The 25837-nt window shown below is 57.4% G+C and carries 17 protein-coding genes and 2 tRNA genes; 10 read left to right on the top strand and 9 right to left on the bottom strand.

The annotated features are described in order from the left end of the window. Positions 1-112 precede the first annotated feature (112 nt). The 3 genes from JOD69_RS02640 to JOD69_RS02650 all read left to right on the top strand — a co-directional run bounded on the left by JOD69_RS02640 (position 113) and on the right by JOD69_RS02650 (position 3305). Entirely contained in the window at positions 113-1828 is a 1716-nt protein-coding gene (locus tag JOD69_RS02640) for a thrombospondin type 3 repeat-containing protein (protein ID WP_240507115.1), read from the top strand. A gap of 80 nt (positions 1829-1908) precedes the next feature. Beyond that, positions 1909-2538 carry a cohesin domain-containing protein gene (locus JOD69_RS02645; protein ID WP_086135343.1) on the top strand — a complete coding sequence of 210 codons (630 nt, stop codon included), beginning with the start codon at positions 1909-1911 and terminating at the stop codon, positions 2536-2538. Positions 2539-2630: 92 nt separating this feature from the next. Then, positions 2631-3305: a hypothetical protein gene (locus JOD69_RS02650; RefSeq protein WP_086135342.1), complete on the top strand. Its 675-nt coding sequence runs from the start codon at positions 2631-2633 to the stop codon at positions 3303-3305. 32 nt (positions 3306-3337) lie between these two features. Here JOD69_RS02650 and JOD69_RS02655 read toward each other — a convergent pair whose 3' ends face one another. Next, positions 3338-3955 (bottom strand): VTT domain-containing protein, encoded by a 618-nt coding sequence (locus JOD69_RS02655; protein ID WP_086135341.1) that lies wholly within the window; start codon positions 3953-3955, stop codon positions 3338-3340. A gap of 145 nt (positions 3956-4100) precedes the next feature. On the opposite strand from JOD69_RS02655, the gene JOD69_RS02660 reads away from it, so the two are divergent. The 4 genes from JOD69_RS02660 (at position 4101) to JOD69_RS02675 (ending at position 8091) form a co-directional block, all read left to right on the top strand. Beyond that, complete coding sequence (locus tag JOD69_RS02660) at positions 4101-5342, top strand: radical SAM protein (RefSeq protein WP_077728992.1); 1242 nt, start codon at positions 4101-4103, stop codon at positions 5340-5342. 22 nt (positions 5343-5364) lie between these two features. Then, on the top strand, positions 5365-6357 hold the full coding sequence (locus tag JOD69_RS02665; protein ID WP_168183896.1) for a methyltransferase: 993 nt from the start codon (positions 5365-5367) through the stop codon (positions 6355-6357). Between the two features lie 11 nt (positions 6358-6368). Then, the gene (locus JOD69_RS02670; RefSeq protein ID WP_086135339.1) at positions 6369-7067 is read left to right on the top strand and encodes a YdjY domain-containing protein; all 699 of its coding nucleotides are present in this window, start codon (positions 6369-6371) and stop codon (positions 7065-7067) included. Between the two features lie 736 nt (positions 7068-7803). Beyond that, positions 7804-8091: a hypothetical protein gene (locus tag JOD69_RS02675; RefSeq protein ID WP_210023785.1), complete on the top strand. Its 288-nt coding sequence runs from the start codon at positions 7804-7806 to the stop codon at positions 8089-8091. 663 nt (positions 8092-8754) lie between these two features. Here the strand turns inward: JOD69_RS02675 and JOD69_RS02680 are convergent. The 8 genes from JOD69_RS02680 to gltX form a co-directional block, all read right to left on the bottom strand. After that, the gene (locus tag JOD69_RS02680; protein WP_086135337.1) at positions 8755-10254 is read right to left on the bottom strand and encodes a HEAT repeat domain-containing protein; all 1500 of its coding nucleotides are present in this window, start codon (positions 10252-10254) and stop codon (positions 8755-8757) included. 36 nt (positions 10255-10290) lie between these two features. Then, positions 10291-17577 carry a PASTA domain-containing protein gene (locus tag JOD69_RS02685; protein WP_168183895.1) on the bottom strand — a complete coding sequence of 2429 codons (7287 nt, stop codon included), beginning with the start codon at positions 17575-17577 and terminating at the stop codon, positions 10291-10293. A gap of 93 nt (positions 17578-17670) precedes the next feature. Beyond that, positions 17671-18240: a PEP-CTERM sorting domain-containing protein gene (locus JOD69_RS02690; RefSeq protein ID WP_077728985.1), complete on the bottom strand. Its 570-nt coding sequence runs from the start codon at positions 18238-18240 to the stop codon at positions 17671-17673. 720 nt (positions 18241-18960) lie between these two features. Continuing rightward, the gene (locus tag JOD69_RS02695; RefSeq protein ID WP_077728984.1) at positions 18961-20328 is read right to left on the bottom strand and encodes a nucleotide pyrophosphatase/phosphodiesterase family protein; all 1368 of its coding nucleotides are present in this window, start codon (positions 20326-20328) and stop codon (positions 18961-18963) included. Positions 20329-20968: 640 nt separating this feature from the next. Further along, on the bottom strand, positions 20969-21280 hold the full coding sequence (locus JOD69_RS02700; protein ID WP_139841153.1) for a hypothetical protein: 312 nt from the start codon (positions 21278-21280) through the stop codon (positions 20969-20971). A 182-nt stretch (positions 21281-21462) separates the two neighbouring features. Next, positions 21463-21538: transfer RNA gene (locus tag JOD69_RS02705), tRNA-Glu, on the bottom strand. Between the two features lie 27 nt (positions 21539-21565). Beyond that, positions 21566-21641 (bottom strand) — tRNA-Ala (locus JOD69_RS02710). 44 nt (positions 21642-21685) lie between these two features. After that, positions 21686-23089, bottom strand: a complete 1404-nt coding sequence (gltX, locus tag JOD69_RS02715) for a glutamate--tRNA ligase (RefSeq protein WP_086135334.1) — start codon at positions 23087-23089, stop codon at positions 21686-21688. A 212-nt stretch (positions 23090-23301) separates the two neighbouring features. On the opposite strand from gltX, the gene JOD69_RS02720 reads away from it, so the two are divergent. From JOD69_RS02720 to JOD69_RS02730, 3 genes are read left to right on the top strand one after another with little or no spacing between them, the layout of a single operon-like run. Continuing rightward, entirely contained in the window at positions 23302-24168 is an 867-nt protein-coding gene (locus tag JOD69_RS02720) for an HDOD domain-containing protein (protein ID WP_077728981.1), read from the top strand. 5 nt (positions 24169-24173) lie between these two features. Beyond that, the gene (locus JOD69_RS02725; RefSeq protein WP_139841152.1) at positions 24174-25562 is read left to right on the top strand and encodes a flagellar hook-length control protein FliK; all 1389 of its coding nucleotides are present in this window, start codon (positions 24174-24176) and stop codon (positions 25560-25562) included. Next, complete coding sequence (locus tag JOD69_RS02730; protein WP_077728979.1) at positions 25559-25834, top strand: EscU/YscU/HrcU family type III secretion system export apparatus switch protein; 276 nt, start codon at positions 25559-25561, stop codon at positions 25832-25834. The genes JOD69_RS02725 and JOD69_RS02730 overlap by 4 nt, the downstream gene beginning before the upstream one ends. Positions 25835-25837: the final 3 nt, after the last annotated feature.

The raw sequence follows: 25837 nt of genomic DNA on the forward strand, positions 1-25837 counted from the left end.
GACTCTTGCTCGGAACCTCCTTGTTTCCGGAATCGCTTGGAGAGAGGGGATTCCCGGACATGGGCGCAGGGAAGCCTATCGAGACGAGTTTGAGAAGAGAGAGAGAAAACCAATGAAAAACTTACGATTGAAACCCGTGATACTGGGCACGGTGCTGAGCCTGGCCGGAACGGGCGCGCAAGCGGTCACGCCTTTCGAGCAGGATGTGGCCGTGGCGATCGACCGCGGCTTGGAATATTTAGCCAACGTAGGCGCCTACAACAACCCCAGCAGTGCCGGGGACGCAGCCGGTCTGACAGCGCTCGCATTGCTCGAGAAACGCGCTACCGGAAACCCTGCCGATCCGCCACAGGGCTATTCCGGCGCCAATGCAACCGACAAGGCCCGCATGCGCACAGTCGTCGCCTATATGCTGGATCGCGTCAACGAGACTTCGCTTTACCTGTATCGCGACGGCAGCTTCCTCATGGCACTGAGCGAATATCTGCGCTCCGGCGGACCGGACAAGGGCGACCCCAGCGCTCCGGAAATCCCCGATACCGCAGATTACGTGGATCTGATCACCGCCATCAACACGCTTTCCGACCGGATCGTCGCCGGACAGACTAAAGACAACACCCCTCCGGAAGATCCCCCGAGCACTTCGAACAACTACGGTTATTGGGGTTATACAGGTCCGGGTGCGGACTCCTCGACCACCCAGTTCGGCGTAGCCGGTCTCGCGGCGGCCAAGGCCGTGTACACGGATCCGGCCTTCGGCGATCCGGGCAATCGGCTTCCCACGCTTAATGCCGCCTTGGAGCGCTCGAAGCTGGCTTACGCCGCCAATGGGTCTGCGGCGGGTTCGAACAACTCCGCTTGCGACTCGATCGATGCTATAGAGCGAGGACACGGCTACCAAAGAACCGGTTATGCCCCCAGCCTGCAGCAAACCGCCTCGGGCACTTGGGTACAGCTCCTGGGCGGGGCCAACGTCAACGATCCATCCGTTCAGGCTTATCTCCGCTGGCTGCACAACCACTATCGCTGGCAGGACCTGGACAGCATGGGCAATAGCTGGCCCGGCAACTCTTACTGGTATTACCTCTGGAGTTCTTTCAAGGGCATGGAGTTCATGCGCCAATCGGGCATAGCGCCGGCGCCGGGCAACCTGGGTCCGGACGATCTCGGCACCAAGGCGCCCGATGCGGCCTGTACCGTACGCCAGGTACACCAGGATCCGGATGCACTGCCCCGCGTGGCGAGCTTCGGTGCCGGCGGCGTAGGTTATTACGGCGCGGACCCGACGCAGACCCAGAACCAATATTTCGACTACGCCTACGAAATCCTCGAACACCAGTGTTGGGACGGCTCTGCGCCCATCAACGGCAACGACGGTAATTTCATTTGCAACAGCGCTCCAGGTTCTTGGAATAACTACTCCAAACAAGCGTACGCGCTCCTGGTGTTGCAGCGGGCCACCGGCGGCGCCTTTATCGACAGCGACGGCGATGGCGTGCCTGATAACACGGACAATTGCCGCGCGGTTGCCAATCCGGATCAGAAAGACAGCGACGGCGACGGCGTGGGCGACGCCTGCGACAACTGCCCGAACGCTGCCAATGCCGATCAGACGGATTCGGACGGCAACGGCAAAGGCGATGTCTGCGATTTCCTGCGCTGTGACGTGGAGCCGGACGGCGATGTCGACCGCGATGACATTAATGCCATTTCCGCGGCGCGGAACCAGCCTGCCTCAGGTCCGAACGACCCGCGCGATGCTGACGGCAACGGCTGGATTACCGTGCTGGATGCGCGTAAATGCGCCACTCAGATGACTGTTCAGTAAAGCCAAGAAATACCCGACGCACCTTGCGGGGTGCGTCGGACATAACTCGAATTGAGACTTAAGACGATGGGGAAAGTGATATGAATAAATTACTCAAGATATTGGGACTTGCCGTCCCGCTCAGTCTGCTGGCCGCCCAGCCGGCCTCGGCAATTTCTCTGGTGTTTAATCCAGTTTCCCAGGACGTGGCGCTCGGTGACCCGGTTAAGGTCGATGTCATAGTCACCGACCTTAACAATCAACTCGTCGGTACCTACGATTTCAACGTCCATTGGAATGACAGCATTCTGTCTCTTGCCAGTGTGGATTTCGATATCTTTCTGGATGGTCCGTTCGACTCCATTCAAGGCTTTGACGACAGTGTTTCCGGTACGGTGAATGTATTTGAGACCTCCTTGGATTTGCTTACGAACCAGGACGGCAACACCGCATTCCGGTTGTTCACATTGACCTTCGATACCCTTGCAAACGGCCTCAGCCCACTGTCGTTCACGGATAACATCGCTTCGACCGGCGAGTTTTTGGGAGATGAAAACGGCGATCCGTTTGTTCCCCCGGTATCGGCTGGAAGAGGCAGTGTTTGCGTGGGGGGCAATTGCCAGCAGTCACAGCCTATCCCTGTCCCCGAACCGCCGGTCGTGATGCTGATGGGAGCGGGATTGTTGGGGTTCGCATTTAACCAAAGGCATCGTAGGGCCGGCGTTCGATAAAAATAACGGTTTAGTGAACAACGGGTGGGTTGTTTTTGATTCCCATCCGTTGTTTTCGGAGATGGAAGTTCCAAGCTGGATCGATTAAGCGCATGAATATTCGTAGGACAACCCTGTTTTCGTTACCGGCATTTCTATTGGCTATCGTCAGGGTGGATATCGCAATCGCCGCATCTTCGTCGGAACCGCCCTTCCGTCTTTCAGGTGTGGTGACGGTCGGCGACGAAGCTCGGGTTGCCATGATCGAATTCCCGGACGGCCGACAACAGACGGTGCGACGGAATACCTCGATTCCGGACGTGGGCAAAGTCGAAAAGATTTCTCGCGACCGCCTTTGGCTGAAAACGGAAACCGGCGAGATCGAGATCCAGTTGACCGCGGATGGTTTGCCGTCCGAGCAGGGGCATCGGAATTTGTTGTCGCCCGAGTCATCCAATGCCGATGCGGCAGCCCCGACAGCCAGCGAGGCCGAAACACAGCCGAAACACCGAACGGTGGAAGTAAGCGAGGAGATGGCCTACCAAATCGAACAACTGGCCAAAACCCCCGCCGCGACGGTAGACGAACTTTATTTCGCCCTCAAACCGATGCTGGGATTGCCGTCCGCAGCAGAGCTGAAGCTCAACGGCCTCAGTTTCGAACCGATGGACTCGGTCTCGCAAATCAAGCAGCAGCTGGACCAGGGACAGATGATGCGTGCAGTCGTCCAAGGCGCAGAGGGTGTCGAAATGATTTACCTTCAACCCGGTCCTACCCAGCAGCCGTAACCCGGTAGCAGGGCCGATCCGTTTTCGAGGTTTCAGTTTCCCGTTTGCATGACTTTGCTCTTCTGCTTTTTCCGGAGGCGCCATCCCAGCCAGGCAACGACGGGTAATGTCATGGGAACGATGATTCCTGGTCCGACTATCGCATCGGGTAATAGTGCGGCGCCATTTCCTGCCAGTACCACCGAGTACAATAAGTTGCCCGCAGCCGCCGTCAGCAGAAATCGAGAAAAATCCAGACCTTCGGCACCGGCTGTAAAAGCCACGGCCTCCGCCAGCACCGGGACCGGCCGGCTCGCGAACACCGCCAAGAGCGTCGGCACTTCCGGGAGCCGTGTGCCAAGCCGGGCCAGCAGCAGCCGCCCGGCGGCATAACCGATAAGATGGCCGATAGTCAGTCCCGCCCATGTCCATAATGTTCCGGAGATGAAACCGAGACGCGCGCCGAGCAGGGTTCCGATGACGCTGGACGGTATGGGCAGGAGGGTATCGCCGGCCAATAGCGCACCGCCGAGGAAGCCGAACCGAAGCGCGTTGTCATCCGTGGCCGACAGCCATCGTTCCCCGGGCAGTTCGCCAATGACGAGAAAAGGAATGATCGGTATCGCCAGTGCCGTGGAAACCACGAGAATAAGTTGTCTATTGATTTTCATGGGTTAAACGTATCGGGAAGGCGATTCGGCATACTACACTAAGTGCCGATCCCGGTAGACCATAAAAAACGCTTCGACAAGCGCAGGGCAAACGGCCTGCCGGGATAGGCTTTAAGCCCAAAGAAAAACTCAGGAGACCAATGCCATGCAGCCTCCCGCCCTCCCAGAAACCGCCAAACGCAAACTGGATCTGATTTTCGAAGGCATTCGCTACACCGACGCTTTGGGACGGGCGACGGAGCACTCGTTTCCGGGTTTCTACCCGTATCGTTTCAAACCCGGCGAACACGATCCGACCGGCAGGGGCAAGGCGATGGTTCCCTACTCGCTTGCCACGTCCGACGGCGTTTTCGCCAGGATCAAGGGAAACGGGGACTCGGCTTGGTCCGTAACCGGCTCTTTCGAATCCGGCTACCGCTTGGCTCACGATCGCGGTACGCACCCGGAAACGTCGGTCGAGTTCATGAATCTTCCCAAGTGGATGCACGGAAAAACCAGCGACGGCTTTCCCATGGCCCAGGCCGGCATCACCTTGCACCACGACATGGCGGTCATCAACGTGGCGCCTGCTTGTCAGTATTTTCTCGCCGATAAACAGGACGGGCAGTCCATGCGCTGCCTGTTTTGCGGTTACGGCGCTCCCGACGCGCGTACCGAGCAATTGGGGCAGGTGATGGATCGCACATCCTTGTCGCCCCTGACTTACACGCGCCTAAAGGAGACGCTTGATGCCGCCTTGCGGGAAAGCGAAATCCGCCACATCTATCTGGTCGGAGGCTCCATGACCGATTGGCGGGAAGAAGGCGAACGCTTCATCGAATTGGCCCGCGAGGTACAAACGGTCAATCGGCATCGGATTCCGGTCACCTGCGGTTCCGGTGCGTTGCCCGAGGAATGTCTACGCCGGTTACATGATGAGAATCTGGTGGATGCCGTTTGTTTTAATCTGGAAGTCTGGTCCGAGCGATTGTTTAGCCAGGTTTGTCCCGGCAAGCACCGGTTCGTGGGTTATCAGCGTTGGATCGGGACCCTCGAAAGTGCAGTGTCTTTTTGGGGTAAGGGACGTGTCTACACGGCCATGGTGGCGGGAATCGAACTGGAGCCGGAGTACGGATTAACCGAGAAAGAAGCGATCGAGCTTGCGCTCGAGGGCGCCGAGACGCTTGGTGCGAAGGGCATCATTCCGATTTACTCACTTTATTGGCCCATCGCGGGGCGGGATCATCCCAAACACCTGGAGAAACTGCGCAGCTACTTTGAGCGCGTTAACCTAGGCTATTTCGACATCCGCCGGAAATACGAATTGAACATCTGGGATGGATTCATGTGCCATCGCTGCGGTTACATGCAGATGGAATGCGACATCGACCATGCCCTTTGCGCCTAAGACATCACAAGGAAACGATCACATGCTCGATCCGACACCGATCATGCAACTCACCACCGCCTACTGGAATGCCATGACATTTCTGACGGCCAATCGTATCGGCGTGTTCGAAGCTCTCGCCAAGACACCCATGAGCGTCAGCGAGGCAGCCGATGCCCTGAATACCCACCCTCGGCCTACCCGTCTGCTGCTGAACTCTTGCGTTGCCTTAGGGTTACTTGAAGAATCCGAAGGGGTTTACACGAATAGCGCTCTGGCCAGTGCCTTTCTGGTGCCGGGCAGTCCGGCGTTCATGGGAAATGCCGTGCGTTACAGCGATGACCTTTACGCCACATGGGGCAAGCTGGAACAAGCGCTCCGGGAAAATCGCCCCCCTCTCGCCCAGGAAACCTATCTCGGCGACGATCCCGCGAAAACGCGCCATTTCGTCTATGGAATGCACAACCGCGCCTTGGGCATCGGCAATGCTTTGGCCGGCCTGGTCGACCTGAGCGGACGCAAACAACTGCTGGATATCGGCGGCGGACCGGGTACATATTCCGCTTTGTTCGTCCGAAGATATCCGGAACTCCGGGCGAAAGTGCTCGACCTGCCCCATGTGGTGGAACTGGCCGATGAAATCATAGGAAGTCTGGGCGCCAAGGATCGGGTGTCTACACTCGCAGGCGATTACCACACCACCAAATTCCCGACCGGTAACGATGTGGTGTTGATCTCGGGGGTCCTGCATCGAGAGAGCGAAAAGGGATGCCGGGAACTCATCGGCCGTGCCAAGGACACCCTGGAACCCGGCGGGCTGCTGATTTTGAGCGATGTCTTCACTGACCACGGCGGAACCGGCCCTCTTTTCGCGACCCTTTTCGGCCTCAACATGATGCTGACGGCGCCGGAGGGCGGCGTACATGCCGATACGGACGTGGCGGCGTGGATGGCCGAAGCCGGATTTACGCACATTGAAACCCGTCCCTTTCCTTCCCCGATGCCGCATCGGGTGGTCACCGGCATGGTCGGCTAGGAGATCGGCCGATGCGACAAATCAACTTTGTTATTTATAGCGCTTTGATCGGTGTTCTGGTGTCGTCCGCCACCTTTGCGGAAGCCCCGCTGGAATACGGCTCTCAACCCATGCCGCCGCAGCCTGAAATCCGCGACCTGGGCGGCCAGCGATACCAAGTCGGCAGCATCGAAGTCAACAAGGCCGAACGGAACTTCGCCGTTCCAGGCACAGTGATTCGCTCCGAGCCGCCGCTGGAATTTCTGGCGGTTACCAAGGGAGGGTATAAATCCTACGAAAGCCTTCTCGAACTGGATGCCAACGCGGTCGAATTCAATTTGGCCTGCATTCTCATCGGCTTGGATGCAAAAAAAGCCAAGCCCGCCAGCTTTCATTTCGATAAAGAACCGGTCGCAGGCGACAAGCTCGAATTGTGGATTACCTGGGAATCCTCCGGCAAAACCGTTCGACGCCGGGCCGAGGAGCTATTGACGGCAGCGGAAGGCCAAGCGACTCACGAGTGGGTTTATACCGGATCGACATTTACGCCCGATGGTCGCTACCTGGCTCATATGGACGGCACGTTAATCGGATTCGTGCACGATCCGGCCAGTATCATCGAGCATAGAGTTGGCATCGGCCTCGGCGCTTTCGGAACCATTGAGGCGAGAAAGAACGTTCTGCCTCCTGTCGGCACTCCCATTCGATTGCTCGTCCGAAAAAGCAATTAACGAATGCCCGCCGTCATCACATCTGTCGCCGGGAATTTTCACTATAACCAAATATCGCTAAAGCATTTTCATATCTACTGTTCGGGCACTCGCGAGTAGGTCGGGAATCCTTTCCCGACGCGACGCCACGTCCCGGCCGAGCGTCTTCGTCGGAAGGGTCGCGACTAAAGCGACCGTTTGCGATTGGGAAAGGATTGCCGACCTACGAATGCTTGAATCCATTCACCCGAGCCGAAGGCGCCAACGACGTCCGCCAAGCTGGTTTTGCCGTACGAGCGCGATGAAAACGCTCTAGATTTGAGGCCTGGATTTCTAGTTCGATCCTGTCAACGCAAATCATAGCCAGATAAGTGCTGCAACTTTGGACTTACCCCAGAAGCCCGGTCGCCCTGAGCTTGTGGAACGGGTCCGCGGACCTACCGGGATAGGCTATAACAAGCCGCGGCCATCTCGACGGCGTGCGTCACCAAGGCTAAGGCGATGTGCCGATGCCACGCGACCCACACATGCCCTGCCTTCTATTCATCCAGCCCACAGTCTGGCTTGGCCGCTTCGAAATGCGATATTCGATGGACCGAGGCCTTTCCGCGACGTAAACCAGGGCGTCCAGCATGCCGTCCCTCGGCGCGAAGGTCACGTAGTATGCCCGGTCGCTCGGGTCGTCGAGACTCCGGCGCAGCAAAAGCGAATGGGCCTTCGCGTTCCTCGGCCGTTCGTTCAGCCGTCACTTCGTTCGATGCTGCGGATCAAAGACCGGAACAAAGCCCTGACCGACTGGCTGCGTACCCAGCGTCGCGATATTGCAGAGTATCGGAGAATTCAACCGGACCTTGCGCGGCTGGCCAACTATTTCCACGACCGTAACTGCACCAGGACGATCTCCAACGTGAAGCTGCGTGTGGATGAGCGGGTGCAATTTTATCTGCTGCATCATCACAAGCCAGGAGCGAGCACATGGATACAGCCGCTTCCCGGGACCTGTGATCTATGGACGCAATGGACTTTTTATCAATCAGGCCCGTAAATACCCTCCTGGTATTTCGGGCCGCCGCCCAGGCCCGGTACACGCCCGGCCTGGGCTCACGCGGCTTGTCGCCGCGCCAGGGCATCCCTGCCCCGGATTAACCCGGCCTATTTTATAGGCCGGGTTAATAAACTGCCAACAAAGGCGCTTTGGCGATCGGCGCATGCCTTGTTGCGAAGACCATCGGAAAGCCGCGTACGGAAACGATTGTGTCGCCATTTTTTGCAAAACCTTTTGGGACTTCCGAGTCACCAAAAGGAGCAAAAACTTGGCGACAAGTGATTGCCTGCGGCGCCCCGGACGCCCTGCGTTCGACCGGTCCCGACCCGACAAGGGGTCGGAACCTGGCTCCACAATGGCTCGACGCCCGGTCGCGATGCCTTGTGGATGGCCTACGACCGTTGCTAACGCAACGACCTTCGGCCATCCACCCGGCGCTCGGGCTTCCGGGGACTACTCGACTCGCTCGCATTCGCATCGCTCCATGTCTCGCAGCGAGCGTAGGCATGGTCCGATGAGATGAGACGGGACAGGCCAACTTGACGTTGTCGCAGTTTGTGACGCAATGCCAGACAAAAGGGGTGGCAACAGACAGACCGGCGCTAAACTAATGGCAACCCGTCCCCTACTTTACCCAGCTTCATTAGGACAACTGGCGAAAGCTCATTTCCTACCCTTGTCGATCTTGGCTAGTGACTGCTGCGACACCAGTTTTAGCTGCCGCGCCTGCTGGAGTTTGATAATGCTGTCCAGGCTCGTATTACCGGAGTTTGTCTGCTCCAGGCGATCCTGCTCCTCGATAACGAACCGCAACGCACCCGCAGCCTCGTCGCCCCCAAACTCCCCCAAGGCTGCTGCGGCGAGTATCCGGGTCTCCATCGGAGACTCCTTCACGAACTCGATTAATGCAGGTATTACGGAGGTATCGCCGATCTTTCCCAGAGCCTGGATGATGGCGTTTCGCAAAGGAATATGCTCTTCCTTCTTAAGATGCGCCTCCAGTTTGACCGCGGCATCATGGGCTTTGAGCTCTCCTAGAGCCCACACGGCGCGCATGCGTACGGAAGTCGCGGGGTCGTCTAGCGCCACGATGAGCGCATCGACAGCCTGAGGCCGCCTAAGTTGTCCTAACGCTGCGGCAGCCTCGCCGCGCACCGATTCCTCCGGATCTTTGAGGGCATTTAGCAATGGCGGAACGGCCGAGTCGCCGCCGAGTTCCGCCAGCACTCGGGTTGCCAGTTCCCTAGCGCTCGGATCAGCGCTACGGATAACTTGCGCTAACAGTGGTATGGCTGCCTCGTCATGCAGTTCCATCAGCCTGCCGGCAGCCTCTCCCCTCGCTTCGCCATCGGCGGAGGCCAGGATGTGAACTAGTCGTTCGATCTCACTCATATTCCCAATCTCCGGAGCCTGGTTACTAACCACACGATAACCCGCGGTTATGGCGGCAACGCTCTTGATATCTTCCTGCAAGATTCCGGAATCGCCAACTCGAAAGGCACCCTGCTCAAAACATCTAGCGACGATCTCCATCATGTCCGAAAGGCTTGCGTATCTTCTGACTGGTATGCGGTCCTCGTTCGTAATGAAGTAAACGGGGGACACCTCGATCGGCCGATCGGAACCTTCTACGACGTAAAAATCTCCGTGACTGACAAACACCGGGAACCACCGCGAACTCCAAAGTTTGTCTGGTTCTATCTTGGCTAGTGTGGCGACTCGAGCCGCGGTTTCGATTTGCAGCTTGTAGATTGCCATAGCCTCGGAGAGAGTTAACATCGTGCCGCCGGGAAAAAGTTCAGCCACCTTCGCCCCTTCGGCCACTCCATCTCGCCAGGCATAGAAACGGTCGAGTTCTCGCGGCAGTTGCCACGGGAAATCCGCTAACACGGCCTGTCGGTCCCGATCTGACAACCCGGGTCTGAGTAGACCAGGCAACGGATATCCACTCCGCTCCATCGCGGCAAGGATCCGGCCAAGGGCATTGCTTAAACAGTCGTCCACGGCAGAATGAATAAAACACTCAGTGTCAATCGGGTGGCCGGTTATTAGATCGGCGTTTTCCGAATTGGGTAACCGCAGGCCGGCGGAATATGCCCCCAGGTAAAGGGCGACCGCCACGATTACCTCAAGCAAACATCCAGATCTGATAAATCTTTTCATCCCCTAGCATAAACCCACCTGGCACACCCAAAGCGGTTACTTACATTGCCACGAGGTTGTCGGTGTTCCGGGCACGACTCCGAAAACGCCGTTCAACGGATCGTTGGCGACCACGTTACAAGCAAAGTAGAACGCCGACAGCATACCTCCCTGATACATCTGCTCCACCGCTGGAACCAACATCAGCGATGGGCCATTTGCCTGTCCACCCCGGTCAGTGGATGCGAATGGATACTCATCGCACCACAATAAAGTCTGGCTTGCAACGTTTCCGGAACAGCGCGGATCGCTCCGCAGCCAAGCTCTGGAATGTGGCGGCGAAATCCGCCGCAAAGGCGATGCGGGCGCGCCGGTCGCTATCGCCGATGCGATATGAGCGGTCGTAAACGGGGTATCCATGCCCGAGTAGAAGATATTGAATTTGCTCACATCGCACGCCCCGCCCGAGCCGATTGCCGTCGAGAAGGACAGCGCGGCATTCAAAGCGCAGGCGGCAACCGCGGCACCGGCAACGGCCAGCGTCACCTTCGCGAGAAGGAGCGCCGCGCTCGCGATCGCTGCGGTATTGATGCTAATGCTTATGCTGATGCTCGGCATCGCCATCGCTACACCCGCAAAATGTCCCGAGGGATCCACCAAGTTAACCGGATCTCCGTTTGCATACACGTATTTGTGTAGCGATTTCGGATCATAGATGTTGCCCTGGAAGCTATCCATCGACGTGAAGCGCCCGACACCCGGATCGTAATAGCGCGCTCTAAGGTAATAGAACGCCGTCTCTGGATCGAACTCTTCACCGGTAAACAGATACCGGTTATCGGTGATTCCGGAGGAGCTCAGCAGATTACCGAATGCGTCGTAAGCATAGCGGTCGGTGATCCCGGCGCCAAAATCCGTCAGCAAGCGCGTGCTGCCCAAGCCATCGTAATGGTAGAAACGAATCTCGGTGCCGCGTTGCTGGCTGATAAGATCGTCGCCATGAATATAGGCCACGATGAGCCCGTTGGCAGAGTCACGCTCTTCCAGTACCTCGGGTAACTCCCGGTTCTTATCCACGAGATAGGATGATGTCACTCCGTTACGCACAGTACCGATTCGCACCCCGTCGTCATCGTAGATATATTCGGTGACGTTTCCTGGCTCGGTCGCCTTGACCATGCGATTCTCGTAGTCAAACTCGAATTGAGACGCTGACCCGCCGTTCGACCTTTCAATGAGATTCCCGTTGGCGTCATAGCTATACGTCACCACTCCCTCGCTGATCATCCGGTCATTGTCATCGTATACGTAATTAATGACCTCGCCATCGGTCGTCTTGGATAACCGGTTCCCGACACCGTCGTAAGTATAGGAAACCACTTTTCTCACGATACCGGATTCGGTGATCTGCTCTTGGGTCAACCGGTATAGTTTGTCGTACGAATAATCGGTCCTGACTCCACCTTCCTCAGTTACGGCTGTGCGATTGCCGACGGCATCCAGGATATATTCGAACCCTGCCAAAACGCTGCCGTCGCTTGTCACATGGGAAAGGCTCGTAAGTCGGTTCAATGCATCGTAGCCATAATTTGCTTTGCTGCCGTTTGGATATTCGATCCGCGTCCGATTACCCACATTGTCGTATGAATACTGCGTAACTCGGCCTTGAGTGTCAGTAACGGCTATCAGACGATTGATTGCGTCGAACTCATGGTTAATGGTACCCGACGGCAGCGTTACCGATGTTCGGTTACCTTTCGCATCATACTGGTACTCCAGTATCGTTCCATCGGCGTTCACCACTTTCACGGGCATATCCCGCAGATCGTATTCGAAGGTAGTAACGCCATGATCATCAACGATGGTCGTCACTTTACCGGTTGGAGTATAGGAATACGTTATCTGGCTTCCGTTCGGAAGAGTTTTCAAAATAAGTTGATTATTCGAATCATACGAATAGGAAATAGTCTGTCCTTTGAAGTCGGTATGCGTGGAAATATTACCGTTTGCGTCGTACGTGAAAGTTTCCGTCATGCCCAACGGCAACGTCCGACTCAGAATTCGCCCTAGACCATCGTAAGTCCATGTAGTCTGATGACCGTTAGCATCGATCTGGGCTGTCCGATTTCCCACTTCATCATATGCGTACTGAGTTACACCGCCGAGCGCATCCGTAACTCTTATCAATCTTCCCTGTGCATCGTACGCGAATTGCGTGATATTCCCGGCCTGGTCGCTCTCCGAAATTTTCCTGCCAAGCGTGTCATAAGCGAACACCTTGAAGGTTCCGTCTGGGAACACGGTTTTGGTTTTTCGATCGTTCAGGTCATATTCAAAGCGCGTTATGTTGCCATTGGCATCAGTCATGGAGACCTGGTTGCCTTTGGCATCGTAGGCATAGCGCGTTACGTGACCTAACGCATTGGTGACGCTGATCTTGCGGCCAACGGCATCATAGTCATACCGGGTAGTATGCCCATTTTGATCCGTGATCGAACCCACCTTGTCAATTGCGTTATAACTCCTGGTTTCTGAAGTGCCGTCGGGGAACTGGGTACGGACCAGCCTGTTGTTGCCATCATACTCATAGCTTGTGATCCGACCGGCCCTGTCAGTCGAACCTATGCGATTGTTTTCCGCATCATAGGTATACGCTTCAAAGGTTCCATCAGCATAAGTGGTTTGAATGAGATTACCGATGTCGTCATAGTATCGGGTTAGCCGATTGCCATTCTTATCGGTAAAGGTCTCCTCTTTGCCCAAACTGTTATATGTGAACCTTACCGAGTTACCCAGTGCATCGATCTGCTCAATCGGCTTATTGCGTTTGTCGTAGAGCATGCTTGTAGTAACGACAACCACATTCCCATTCGCGTCAGTCCTGGATGAGGACTCGGAGGTCTTATTGCCATTAACGTCATATTGATAGGTCGTGATGTTCCCGGCAGCATCGATATACTTAGTTCTATTCCCGGAAGCATCATATTCATATTTAAGGAGATTACCCTCGGCGTCCTGCGTAGAAGTTCGATTCCCACGCGCATCATAGGTATGGGAGGTTGTATTTCCCGCTGGGTCCACGGTACTGATCAAATTTCCTTTGGCGTCATAGTTGTTAACCGTTTTGCGCCCGAGCGGATCGGTTATCGTCAATAACTGGTTCCGGGTATTGTAGGTATAGGTAGTGACGTTACCGCCAGCATCGGTCTCGGAAGTCCGGTTGTTATTCTGGTCATAGGTAAACGTCTTTCGATTGCCTAAATGGTCGGTGATTGACAGCTCGTTTCCGCGATCGTCATAAGTATGCGTTGTCGTATTACCTAAAGGATCGGTTTCGGAGGTCAAATTGCCCTTATCGTCATAAGTGCTAACTGTAACATTGCCATTACGGTCTCGACGAATTTCCCGCTGACCGGCCACATCATGAATTAGCTCAACTCTGTTTCCTTTAGTATCTATCGTTGCAATTAGCCGACCTTCGGCGTCATATTCGTTACGCGCAGGCACATTACCGCGCGGATCACGAATCTCCAATAAGCCATGGCTGAAGTTGTACTTGAATCTCGTGCTGTTACCTTCAGGATCGGTATGGGTAATCAAGTCTCCGTGTACATCATAAGCATATTGAATTACGTTCCCATTAGGATCGGTAATTTTGGTAATACGCCCTTGGCTATCGCGGGCAAAGGTGATGCCTTTGCCACTGGAATGCATGATACCCGTCGTTCCGATGGTCAACGAATTGCCGTTAGCATCGCTGACTTTTTGCACACCTGAATCCTTGTTAATGATGAATACACGACCTTCGGGCGTGCTGTATTCGAAGGTAGTTGGATTATAGACAGTGAAAAAGTCGCCATCGTCCAACAAAGTTACTGACCCGGGCTGCGAGCCGGAGACGAAAATGCCGCCGCTTAGAGGTCTTAGCTTGCCGAGGGTCCCGGGCCGCGCCTTGTAGACCGGGGTGACGAAATCCAGCGGGAACAACAGCTGACTGCTTGGCTCGGTCGATAGGTCGAATTGCTCTACCTTGCCGTCCGGCAGAGTAATACTGACGACATGGCTTTGGTTGGGCACCAGGGTGTAGGTTGGGAAAAAGCCGCCGCTCTTGTTCACCTGCCAACCCGAGCCCTGCTCTCGATTGACGCGCAGTCTCAAAGTCTGCAGATCCAGCCGCCAACCGAAGCCGAAATCGCCGCTCGTCTTGTCCCGGCTGTCGTAAACCCGGGTGATGGTGATCGGAATGCCGGCAACCGGGATGTTCAGATCCTGGAAAGCCAGGCTGAAATTGCCCACTTTCTGGTCACGGCCCACCTGAGCCTGCACACTGGCCTGAGCCGTGTTGCCGCCTTTGTCATAGGTGGTCAGGCGCAGGGTATAGAGGTCATTGAGCAGCAACGTGGGATCGAAGGTACCGAGCGTGCCGTTAACCACCGGCGTCGTACCGGTCGCGAGCACAGTGAAATGGGTCTCGCCGGCAGGAGCATAATCGAGTACGTACTTCAGGAAGTTGGCGTCGCTCGCCGTGCCCTTGACTTCCGTCGGTTCGGTCACGGTGCTGTCTGCCGCGGGAGCGGTGAGGACCGCAGTCGGCAGAGTGGTATCCGAGACCGTCGCACTGACGGTTAGGAGGGTAGTGCCAGCGATCGCGCCCTGGCTGGCACGGATCGTCGCGCTACCTTCGGTCAGGGCCGTGACCACCCCATCGGCCGTGATGGCGGCCACTGACGGATTACTGCTGTCCCAAGTCACTTGCCCCGTCATGTCTTGACCGGTGCCGTCGCTGTTGGTGCCGATGGCACTGAACGGCTGGGTCTGCCCCACCAGGATCGTGGGGCTCGGTGGAGTTACCGTGAGCTGGCTCAGAACCACCGGCGCAGCCCCGGTAGAGACAATCAGGTCGACCGGCGTACCGGCAGCCACGTTGGTTCCACCGCCCGGTGTCTGGCTGACGACGCTGCCGGGCGGGATCGTATCGCTACTCTGCTGGGTGACGATACCGACGCTCAGTCCGACGCCGGTAATGGCGGCCGTGGCCGCTGCCTGGGTTTGGCCGACGACATTCGGCACAGTGACTAGGGCGGGACCGGAGGAAACGACTAGGTTAACCGCCGAACCCTTGGCGACGGACGCCCCGGCCAGCGGATTCTGGCTGATCACCTGCCCGGCCGGGACCGTGTCGCTGGCCGCGGGGGTGACCGTGCCGAGCGTCAACTGGGCGGCGCTGATCGCCGCCGCGGCCGCCGCCTGGGTCTGACCGACCACGTTCGGCACACTGACCAGCGCCGGGCCCGTGGACACCACGAGGGTGACCGCACTGGCCTTCTCCACCTCGGTGCCGGCCACCGGAGCCTGGCTGATCACGGTTCCGGCGGGCACGGTGTCGCTGGCTTGTGCGGTGATCGCGCCCACCGTCAGTTGCGCGGCGATAAGGGTGGCCTCGGCCGCCGCTTGGGTCTGGCCGACCACGTTCGGTACCGTGACCATGACCGGCTTGGCCTCGATCGTGACCGTGTCGGCCTCGCTGTTGAGCTGGCCGTCGTTCACGATGAGTTGCAGCACATAGGCGCCGGTCCGATCCGCGACGAAGGTGGGGGTCGCGCTGGCAGGATCCGACAGCGTGGCCGTGCTGTCCTGGGGCTTGGCCGTGAACGACCACTGGTAGGTCAAGGGCTGGTGGTCGGCATCGCCGGAGGCGCCGCCGTCCAGCTGCACGGCATCGCCTGCTTTAACCTCCTGGTCGGGTCCGGCATTCGCTACCGGCCGGCTGTTTTCGGTGCTGATGATGACGTTCGCGGGATCACTCGCCAGGTGACCATCGTTGACGATCAGCTGGGCGATATACGAACCGGGGAGATCGACCAGGAACTGCGGCTGTTGCGCGCCAGGGTCGGACAATGTGGCGGCGCTGCCGAACGGAATGCTCGTCAATGACCATAGGTAGGTCAGAGGGTCGTTCTCGGCATCGGAGGAGAGACTTCCGTCCAGCGTAACAGTAGTCTGCAGAGGTACCGTCTGAGGAGTGCCGGCATTCGCCACGGGCTTGGTGTTCTCGGTCGTCAGGATCACCGAGGCCGGCGCGCTGTTGGCTTTGCCGTCATTGACGATCAGCTGGGCGACATAATCACCGGGCAGATCGGCGGTGAATTTGGGTTTGACCAGGCTCGGATCGGAGAGAGAGGCAGTGCTATTGGCCGGTTTTCCGATCAGCGACCACAAGAAGCTGAGGGTGTCGCCGTCAATGTCCATGGAGGCGCTGCCGTCCAGCACCACTTCCGCCTGGAGCGCGATCTTGCGGTCCGACCCGGCATGGGCCACCGGCGGCGTATTTTCGGTGCTGATGACGAGCGGCGTCGGAGTGCTGTCCTCGGTGCCGTCGTTGACGATGAGTTCGACCGTGTACTGGCCGGCCTTGTCGATCGGCAGGGTCGGTGTCACGGTGGCTGAATCCGACAGAATCGCCGTGCTGCCCGCCGGCTGGCTCGTGAGGGTCCATCGGAAGGTCAGGGGATCGCCGTCGACATCCGATGATGCGCTGCCGTCGAGCTGCGCGGTTTGTCCCACGCGAACCGCTTGGTTCAGACGGGCCACCGCCACGGGCGGAGTATTGAGCGTGCTGATCGTGACCTGGGCCGGCAGGCTGGATGCCTTGCCATCATCGACCACGAGCTGGAGGGTGTAGTCGCCGGGCCGGTCGATCACAAACGTCGGCTTGATGGCGGCGGCATCGCTGAGCTGCGCCGTACTACCCGGGGGGACCGCCACGAAGGACCAGGCATAGGTGAGATCATCGCCGTCCGGATCGGACGAGCCGCTGCCGTCCAAGGTGACGGTGCCGCCCACGGCCATGGTTTGGCCGGCCCCCGCGTTTGCTGCCGGGGCTCGATTGGCCTGGACCGTCCACACCAAATCGTTCGGATTAAACGGGACGGTGCGGTTTTGGCGAATGGTGAACGTGTCCTGACTGAACAGCGTCGCGCCGCCCGTTACTTCGCCGAAAAACACCGCGCCATCGACGATCATCGTGCTGGCGGCCCGGCTCACCACGGTGGCGGCGACGTCGGGGAAGGTCTCCGTACCGCTGTTGGTGATCTCCGCGCGGTAGGTAAAGTCGATCAGCGTGCTGGACACGCGCTTGGACCCGATCAGCTGGTAGGTCCCGGTGACCGCTAACTCGGTGACTGCCGCGGATGATGGAGAGTCAGAAGGCGTTGCAGCAACAGCGGGGGCCGGCAGACCGAGAAAGATTTGAGTGAAGATTAAAAGCCGCGCGAAAAAGCGGAATAGCGCGGTCTCGTTGAAATGCTCGAGAAATCCTTTGTAGGTATCGGTCTGCATGGACATCGCCATAATCCTTATCTCCCCTCAGATTTAGTAGGCGGCAGGTGTAGACGAGCCGCTTTTGTCACTGCCAACAATCCGGCAGCGGAAAAATGGCTACGGCTTGGAAAGCTCGCGTTGGCTGCGCCGGGTCCGAAACCAGGTCAATCCGAACAGTCCTACGAGCAGCAACGCGGGAACCGCGGGTTCTGGGATCGCTTCACCGAACGGTCTGGTGCGCCCGGCTTCGAGGATGTCGAAGTTGGCATCGTAAATCGCAAAGCTTTGCCCACCCGGGGCTCCGGTCCCGGGCCAGACAAAGTTGACGCTGAAATAAGTATCGGGAAGATTCGGTAGAACCGGCGAAACGGCGACGATCTCGGCATAAAAACGGCCGTCGTCCGGCAGGACCGGGTCGGGCTGAAGGAGGACGACCGTCCAGTCGCCATTGGGCGCCAGCGGATCGCTCAAGTCGCCCGCCTGGTAGCCCTCGCTCAGATTGAAGAACACATCGAACCCCACGGCCGATCCGGGCAAGCCGCTAACGTCATAGCGGTATTGCCAGAGATCCTGACCGACCACGCTGTCGGCGAGATCGATCGCCTGATAGCGAATCACCGTCGCACTTGCATTCGAACCAGAACAGATAAGGAGCAAGCCAAGACTGGCTTTTAGAAGACTTTTCATCCGGATCCTTCCCCAATCAAAGCGGACAAAATGGGCTTGTTCGTAGACGCCCTATGGTTGGCGCTCGAAACCCGTCGACGTCACTCCGAGCGAGCGGCCTACCGGGATAAGCGCTTATTACCGTCGAACATCAGAAGCGTACGGACGACTCAAATGACTTGCCGACCATAACTGCCTCATGTACAAGGCAAGGCCTGTGCCATAAATGCAACAGATATGATAATAAATTGATTTTATGGAGCTTTTTGTGTGATGCAGGGAACTTTAGCAACTCAGGTCCCTTATCGGCCGGCGAGACCGTAAAAGATTTCGACACTCGCGGTGAGGTTTTTTAACGAGTGTTCTCAGACTGATACACCTAAGCACATGTTTGTATTGAAGATTGAGCACGCCGCACCGAACTCTGGTATGTAAAAATTTTTGACATTGCAACTCCGGTTTAAGCCACCTCGATAGCCGAGAGTGCCGGAACTTCCGTTGCCACCCCGCCCCGTACATCACCGCTCGTGGTTATCGCCTGATTCAATAGGGCCCGGCCCTCGGCTTGCCTAAGGGCGAAGATCGCGCCCCCGACGATCATGTGCGAACGACTGAGATAACCGGAAGAATGAACGCCGAAGTTTCAAATGAAGAAATGATGGTGAGCTATGCCGGAGGCGAACCCATGACCATGGACCGGTAGACCCTAAATCCAGTGAATGGCTTCTACGGAAGCCGCTGTCAATTAAGGCTATTCAATATCAGTTGTTTAATTCCGGTTATCGGCAACTGATCAACCGCAAAGTCGCGCCGGGAAGAGATCAAAACGGGATTCAAGTCAGCCGATTGGTGGCACCGGCCATGAGTGCCCTTAACCAGGTCCGGTTTGAGTGGAATCACATCCATCAACATTCGGAAGCCTAGTTGCTTTTGGAGCAGCCGAAACCCAATTTTCAGCTTTGGCCACCGGATGTCCGGATCGACGAAAAGCTCCACCGGATCGTAGCCCGGCTTGCGATGGATATCGACCGTACGGGCAAAGTCAGGACTCTTCGCATCGTCCTGCCAATAGTAATAGCTGAACCAATGCCCGGGTTCGGCGATGGCGATCAATTCCCCGGAGCGCGGATGATCCAGGCCCATTTCGGCTTTTCCCTGCTCCGCCAGTACTCGCTCGATACCCGGTACCGTGCCAAGCAAGCGTTCCACGGCAGGACTGTCCGAAGCGTTCCGCACGTAGACATGGGCTATCTGATGATCGGCCACGGCGAAGGCGCGCGACGCGCCGAAGTCCAGCAACTCGTAGCCGAGGGTCTCGCGCACGGAGATGTAGCCCTGTTCGCGCAAAACTTTATTGATATGGACACAGCCCGTGGCCGGCTCGATGCCGTACTCGGAGACCACCATAACATCGGCTCCCTGAGCCCTAACGTGGTCGATCAAGTCTCCCGCGACGGCATCGATGGCGCGGACGTCTTCCCATATTCGCGGATCGGCCGGCCCGAGGCGCTGAAGGTTGTAATCCAGGTGCGGCAGATACACCAGTTGCAGTTTGCAGGGATGATGGTCGAACGTCCATTTGGCGGCATTTGCGATCCAGCTCGACGATCGTAAGTCCGCCGCCGGGCCCCAAAAGTTAAACATCGGGAAAGGACCCAATTCGGCTTCGATCCTCCGGTGCAGATCTGCGGGATTCGAGTAAAGCGCCGGAATTTTCCGCCCATCCGCGGGATAAATGGGGCGTGGGGTAACAGAGTACTCCACGTCAGCGTACATGTTGTACCACCAGAAGAGTTGAGCGCAGCTGAAATCGCGGATGGACATTTTCGCTGCATCCCAAACCTTCTCGCCATGGACGAGATGATTGGACTGACGCCAGAACCATACTTCGGCAAGATCGCGAAAATACCAGCCGTTGGCGACTATTCCGTGCTCCCGGGGAAGGGAACCGGTCAGCATCGATGCTTGGGCGGTACACGTCACGCCCGGAAAAACCGGCTCCAAATTAGCGACAAATCCATCCGTAATCAGCCGGTTCAAATGTGGCGTGTGCTCGCCCAAGAGCGAAGGATTAAGCCCAACGATATCGATCACAACCAGTCGTTTCATGGTTTAGCATCAATCATTAATAACGAGAAATTTGGAGCTTAAGCTCAAGAACTTAACTTCACAACGGATGAATAAGGACCAGTCGGAGCAATGGCGATATGGGTACGGAGTCCCGAAAATCAATTGAGAACAAACACCCAGACCGAACAGGTTGTATCCGTGCGATCTTTCAGATGTATGCGGGTGGACATCGCTATACCACCCTGATCAAGACCCTGAGCGGCGATCCAACCGATGCTGCGTCGGCGGCGCTATCTCGGGTGAATCCCGTTTGGCGAGTACCGAAACACCCGTCAGGGCGGATCGGCGAAGAAGCGGATGCCCCAGGCGGACCATCTCGAAATCCGTCGGCCCGAAGCTCGCCATCGTATCTCAAGACCTCCGGGATGAAGTCCAGGCCGGCTCGAAGCGGCGCCCCAAAATTATCTCAAAGCGACCGGAGGCGAGCGCTTCTATCGCCCCGATCCCCGAAGGAATCGAAGTATCTTCTCTCGAGCCTGGCCTGCAGCAGTCTTTGCGGGAGCAACATCGCGGCCTTGGGCGGCAAGCGGAATCACTACTACTATGACTGTTCGTACCACCACAGCCGCGGCGCCAGCGTCTGCGTGAACGATCACAAAGTCCGGGTGGAGACGCTCGATCAGGAGATCCTGTCCGGTCCCGGGTGACGATTCTCACGTCCGAGGCGATCGATTATGTGATTGAAAAGGCCCTGAGCCTCATCAAGCAAGCCCTGACGACTGAGCCGCCCGACTATCTGGGCGAGATCCAAAAGCTCAAAAAGGAACTGGCCAACTTCATGGCGCTGATTGCCTCGGGCCAGACGTCCACCAGCATCCTCGCAGAAACCCCCAAACGCGAAATCCGGATCCAAAGCCTTGACGAGGACATGAGGCGTTTGAGCGAAACGCCGGCCGCATGGGATCCGCGCCAGCTTCGCCAGCAACTTCATGACGGGATTGGATGCTTCAAGATCCAGATGCAGGGCGATGTGGCCGCGGCACGAAAGGCAGCTTCGGCAGCTGCTCAAGGAACCGATTCGGCGTATTCCGGTGGAACGGGACGGCAAGAAAGTCTTGCTGGCGGAACGACAAACGACCGTTGGGACTTTGCTGCCCCAAGGTTATATAAACGTGGCGTCCCCAAGGGGATTCGAACCCCTGTTACCGCCGTGAAAGGGCGGTGTCCTAGGCCTCTAGACGATGGGGACAAGGAACTTGATTGGTCAATCCGCGAGTGGTGGAGCCAGCGAGGATCGAACTCGCGACCTCAACAATGCCATTGTTGCGCTCTCCCAGCTGAGCTATGGCCCCACGCGATCGAGAACGCGAATATTAAAGAAAGACTTCGCGTTTGTCTAGGCTTTTTTATTGATATAGGCGATGGCTCGGCCGACCCTGGAGAGCGTCGTATCTTTTCCCAACAACTCCAGGGTGAGGTCGATGGGAGGCGATACCGTCGTTCCCGATACGGCGACCCGAAGCGGCTGAGCGACGCTGCCCATCTTCACTCCAAGCGTTTCCGCCGTCTCCACGACCACCTGGTGAATCGCCTCTCGGCTCCAGTTACCCAGCGCCCAGAGTTTTGTTTCCAGCGCTTGCAGCGCCCCGAGATTATCGGCGGTCAGGTTCTTGCTGGCGGCCTTCTCGTCGTACGCTTCGAACTCTTTGTAAAAGAAGACGCTCGCGTTCGCCATATCGACCAGGGTCTTGCACCGCTCGCGCTGCGCTTCGACCACCCTGACGGGATCGGGCCCCCGAGTGGGATCGATGTCCAGTTGCCCCAGATGCCAGCGCAGATGATGCGCGACATGCAAGGGATCGCTGTGCATGATGTAGTGATGATTCAGCCACAACAGTTTTTCCGGATTGAACGCCGAGGCCGAATGATTGATGTCGTTAACATCGAACAGCTCGATCATTTCGTCCACCGAAAAGATCTCCTGATCGCCATGGGACCAGCCGAGGCGCACCAGATAATTGATGAGCGCCTCGGGCAAATAGCCGTCGTCGCGGTATTGCATGACGCTGACCGCTCCATGGCGTTTCGATAGCTTGGCTCCATCTGGCCCTAAGATCATCGGCACGTGAGCGTATTTCGGCAGCGGCGCGCCCAAAGCCTTCAGAATGTTGATCTGGCGCGGCGTGTTGTTGAGATGGTCGTCGCCGCGGATGACATGGGTGATCTGCATGTCGAGGTCGTCGACCACCACCGTGAAGTTGTAGGTGGGGGTACCGTCCGAGCGAAGAATGATGAGATCGTCCAATTCACTGTTCTTCACAATGACCTGGCCACGCACGAGATCTTCGATGACGACTTCGCCGTCGTCCGGATTGCGAAACCGCATCACCGGCTGAACGCCTTCGCGGGGCTCGGTACGATGGCGGCAACGGCCGTCGTAGCGGGGCTTTTCCTTGCGTGCCAGTTGTTCGGCACGGAGGTTATCCAACTCTTCCCTAGTGCAGTAGCAATGATAGGCCTTGCCTTCGTTCAGCAATTGCTGGGCAATGGCTTTATAACGCTCGAACCGATGGGTTTGATAAAACGGTCCTTCGTCGTATTCCAGCCCGAGCCAGGTCATACCCTCCAGAATCGCATTGACCGCGTCGACCGTGGAACGCTCCAAGTCCGTATCCTCGATGCGCAGGATAAAGGTGCCGCCGTGCTTGCGTGCGTAAAGCCAGGAGAAAAGCGCCGTGCGCGCGCCGCCAACGTGCAAGTAACCCGTAGGGCTGGGAGCAAATCGGGTGCGTATGGTCATTCGAATAATCCTGAAAAAAGACTAGAGTTGCCGACTTTTGCCGTCGGCCCTCAGTGACTAGAGGGTGGAGGAACGCTAATAATACCAAAATCCGGTGTATTCCTTTATCGCGAAGATCGAGGGATGTTACCGAGGGACCGGAACCAGGCTATCCTTATTGTTTTTCCCGGATTCAGTGTCATCGGCGATCCAACGAACGCATTCCATTCGTAATGACTCTCGAGACGGCAGATACTCTTCAAAACCCTTTATTGCAACTTTGCTACCAGGAAATGCGGGCGAAGAAACTGGTGCTGCCCACGCTCCCCGACATTTCCCTCAAGATACGCAAGGCCATCAACGACGACCGGGCGAATAATTCGAAGATCGCGCGGGTCGTTCAAATCGATCCGGCCATTACCGCACGGCTGATTCATATCGCCAACAGTCCGCTTTATCACGGCCGCAAGAAAATAGAGAGCTGCCCCGAGGCTCTGACGCGACTCGGGCTCAAAGCGGCGCAGCACTTGATCACCACGTTTTCCTTGAAAGCGGTGTTTATCGCCAAGTCGTCCCAGATCCGGAAACGGATGCATGAACTGTGGGCGCACAGCAGCTACGTCGCCGCCATCTGTGCCGTGCTCGCCCATAAGACCAGGGGGTTCGATCCCGATCGGGCGATGCTGGCTGCGCTGGTTCACGATATCGGCACCGTTCCCGTGCTCACCTTCGCCGATCGGCATCCGGAATTGATCGCCGATCCCCGCCATCTCGACCAGGCGATACAAACCTTGCGCGCCCCCGTAGGCGCGATGATCTTACGGAAGTGGAATTTTCCTCCGGATTTCGAAGATGTGACGGTCCACGCCGAAAATTGGTTTCGCGATCACCCCGGCGCTCCGGATTATACGGATCTGGTCATTCTGTCCCAGCTCCACAGCTTCGTCGGCACGCTGCAGATCCACAAATACCCCCGCATGGATGAAATTCCGGCTTATCGCAAACTCATGGAGGGACAAGCGGCGACGGATTTGAGCAAAGACGTGCTCGGTCTTGCCAAGGAAGAAATTTTGCAGATTCAGCAAATGCTTACACGTTGACACAAATGGAAATCCGGCTGTCTGTCCTCGTCCCGACGACTCCCCTGCTTCAAGCCGGGGCGCAGCCGCTAAAGCTCGGGGACATTCTTCGAGCGGTCGTTGAGACACAACTCAAGGACAACAGCTTCCTTCTCCGACTCGACGCCGGCGGCCGCACTCTTACGGCAAACAGCAGCGCGAACCTCCAGCCGGGGCAGATACTCGAACTCGAGGTGGTCAAGCTCGGCACCACGCCCGAGCTTCGCATCGTGCCGCGCGATTCCGGCGCCGATATGCCCGAATCGACGGTTCAGCAGGCTTTACGCCTGTTCTTGCCGAAACAGGAACCGCTCGCCGATGTGATCCAGGAACTCCACCGCCTAGTCGCGCAGGCCAGACAAACGTCCTCGTTGCCCGCCCCGATCACACAAGCTTTAGAAAATCTGTTGGCCTCGATCCCGAAAAAATCCGAGTTGGCGACGCCCGAGGGCTTGGAAAAAGGTTTATTGAACTCGGGGATATTTCTTGAAGCGAAGCTCGCCGACGATGCCGATTCGTCGGCCGAATTCGCCGATTCGGATTTCAAAGCGCAACTGCTCCGAGTTCTCGATAGGCTGAAGGTGCTTCGGACCAGTGCGGACGCTATCCCCGATACGCCCCGCACTACGGCGGACGGAGGAGAGATTCAAACCCGACCGTTCAGCGCCGATGCCGAAGAGCAAGCGGAACTAACCGAGTTTCGTTTCGAAGACGCCGGCACATCCGAAGATATCGCGCTCGCGGATGAGCGAATCGCGCGAACTGCGGAGCGCGGCGAAAAGGATTCACCGAAACTGCCTGGAGACTCGCAGCTCGCGACGCCGCGCACCCCGGAGCACGAATTATCCACCGCACGCCGCAAGACTCTTCCGTCACCGGACGAACAGAACGAACTCGTGCAGGGGAATGAACGCGGAGCCGAACGTATCGCGCAAAAAGTCGAAGCCGCAATCGCCAGGGTGGTCATGGATCAGCTTGCGTCACTGCCCAGGAACGATGCCGCGCCATCCGTTTGGCAAGTGGAAATCCCTTTTACCGATGGACAGCATAAGGACGCGGCAAAACTGCTGATAACCAAGGATGCGAAGCCCGGCAGCGCGGAGAGTCCCGACTCTTGGTCGCTTACGCTGGAATTGCACCCGCCGGGGCTCGGGACGTTCTGTGCGCGCGTCGTCTTGAAGGGCGACCGGATCGACACCTATTTGTGGAGCGACACGGCAACGACATCCGACCTCATCCGCGAGCAGTGCGAACGTCTTAGAGCGCGACTGCATGGCGCAGGGCTAGCCGTAGGTCAACTGACGGCGCTGGATCGACCGCCCGATTCGCCGCGCTCCGAAAATCCCTCCCCGCCGATCCTGGATCTCCGCGCATGACCCGGCTGGTCAACCCTCCCGATATCGCCGTCGCCCTGCATTACGACGGAGAGAGCACCCCGCGCGTGACCGCAAAGGGCAAAGGTGCGGTCGCGGAGCAGATCATAGAGCGGGCGCGGCAACACAATATTCCGCTGCACGCGGACGAGGGTTTGGCGAACGTGTTGGCCAAGGTCCCGCTGGGCAATGAAATTCCGCGGGAACTCTATCTTGCGGTGGCCGAAGTGATCGCTTTCGCCTATTCGCTCAGCGGCAAAATGCCGGGCAAATAGCGG

Source organism: Methylocaldum sp. RMAD-M (genome assembly GCF_017832375.1).
Taxonomy (GTDB): Bacteria; Pseudomonadota; Gammaproteobacteria; order Methylococcales; family Methylococcaceae; genus Methylocaldum.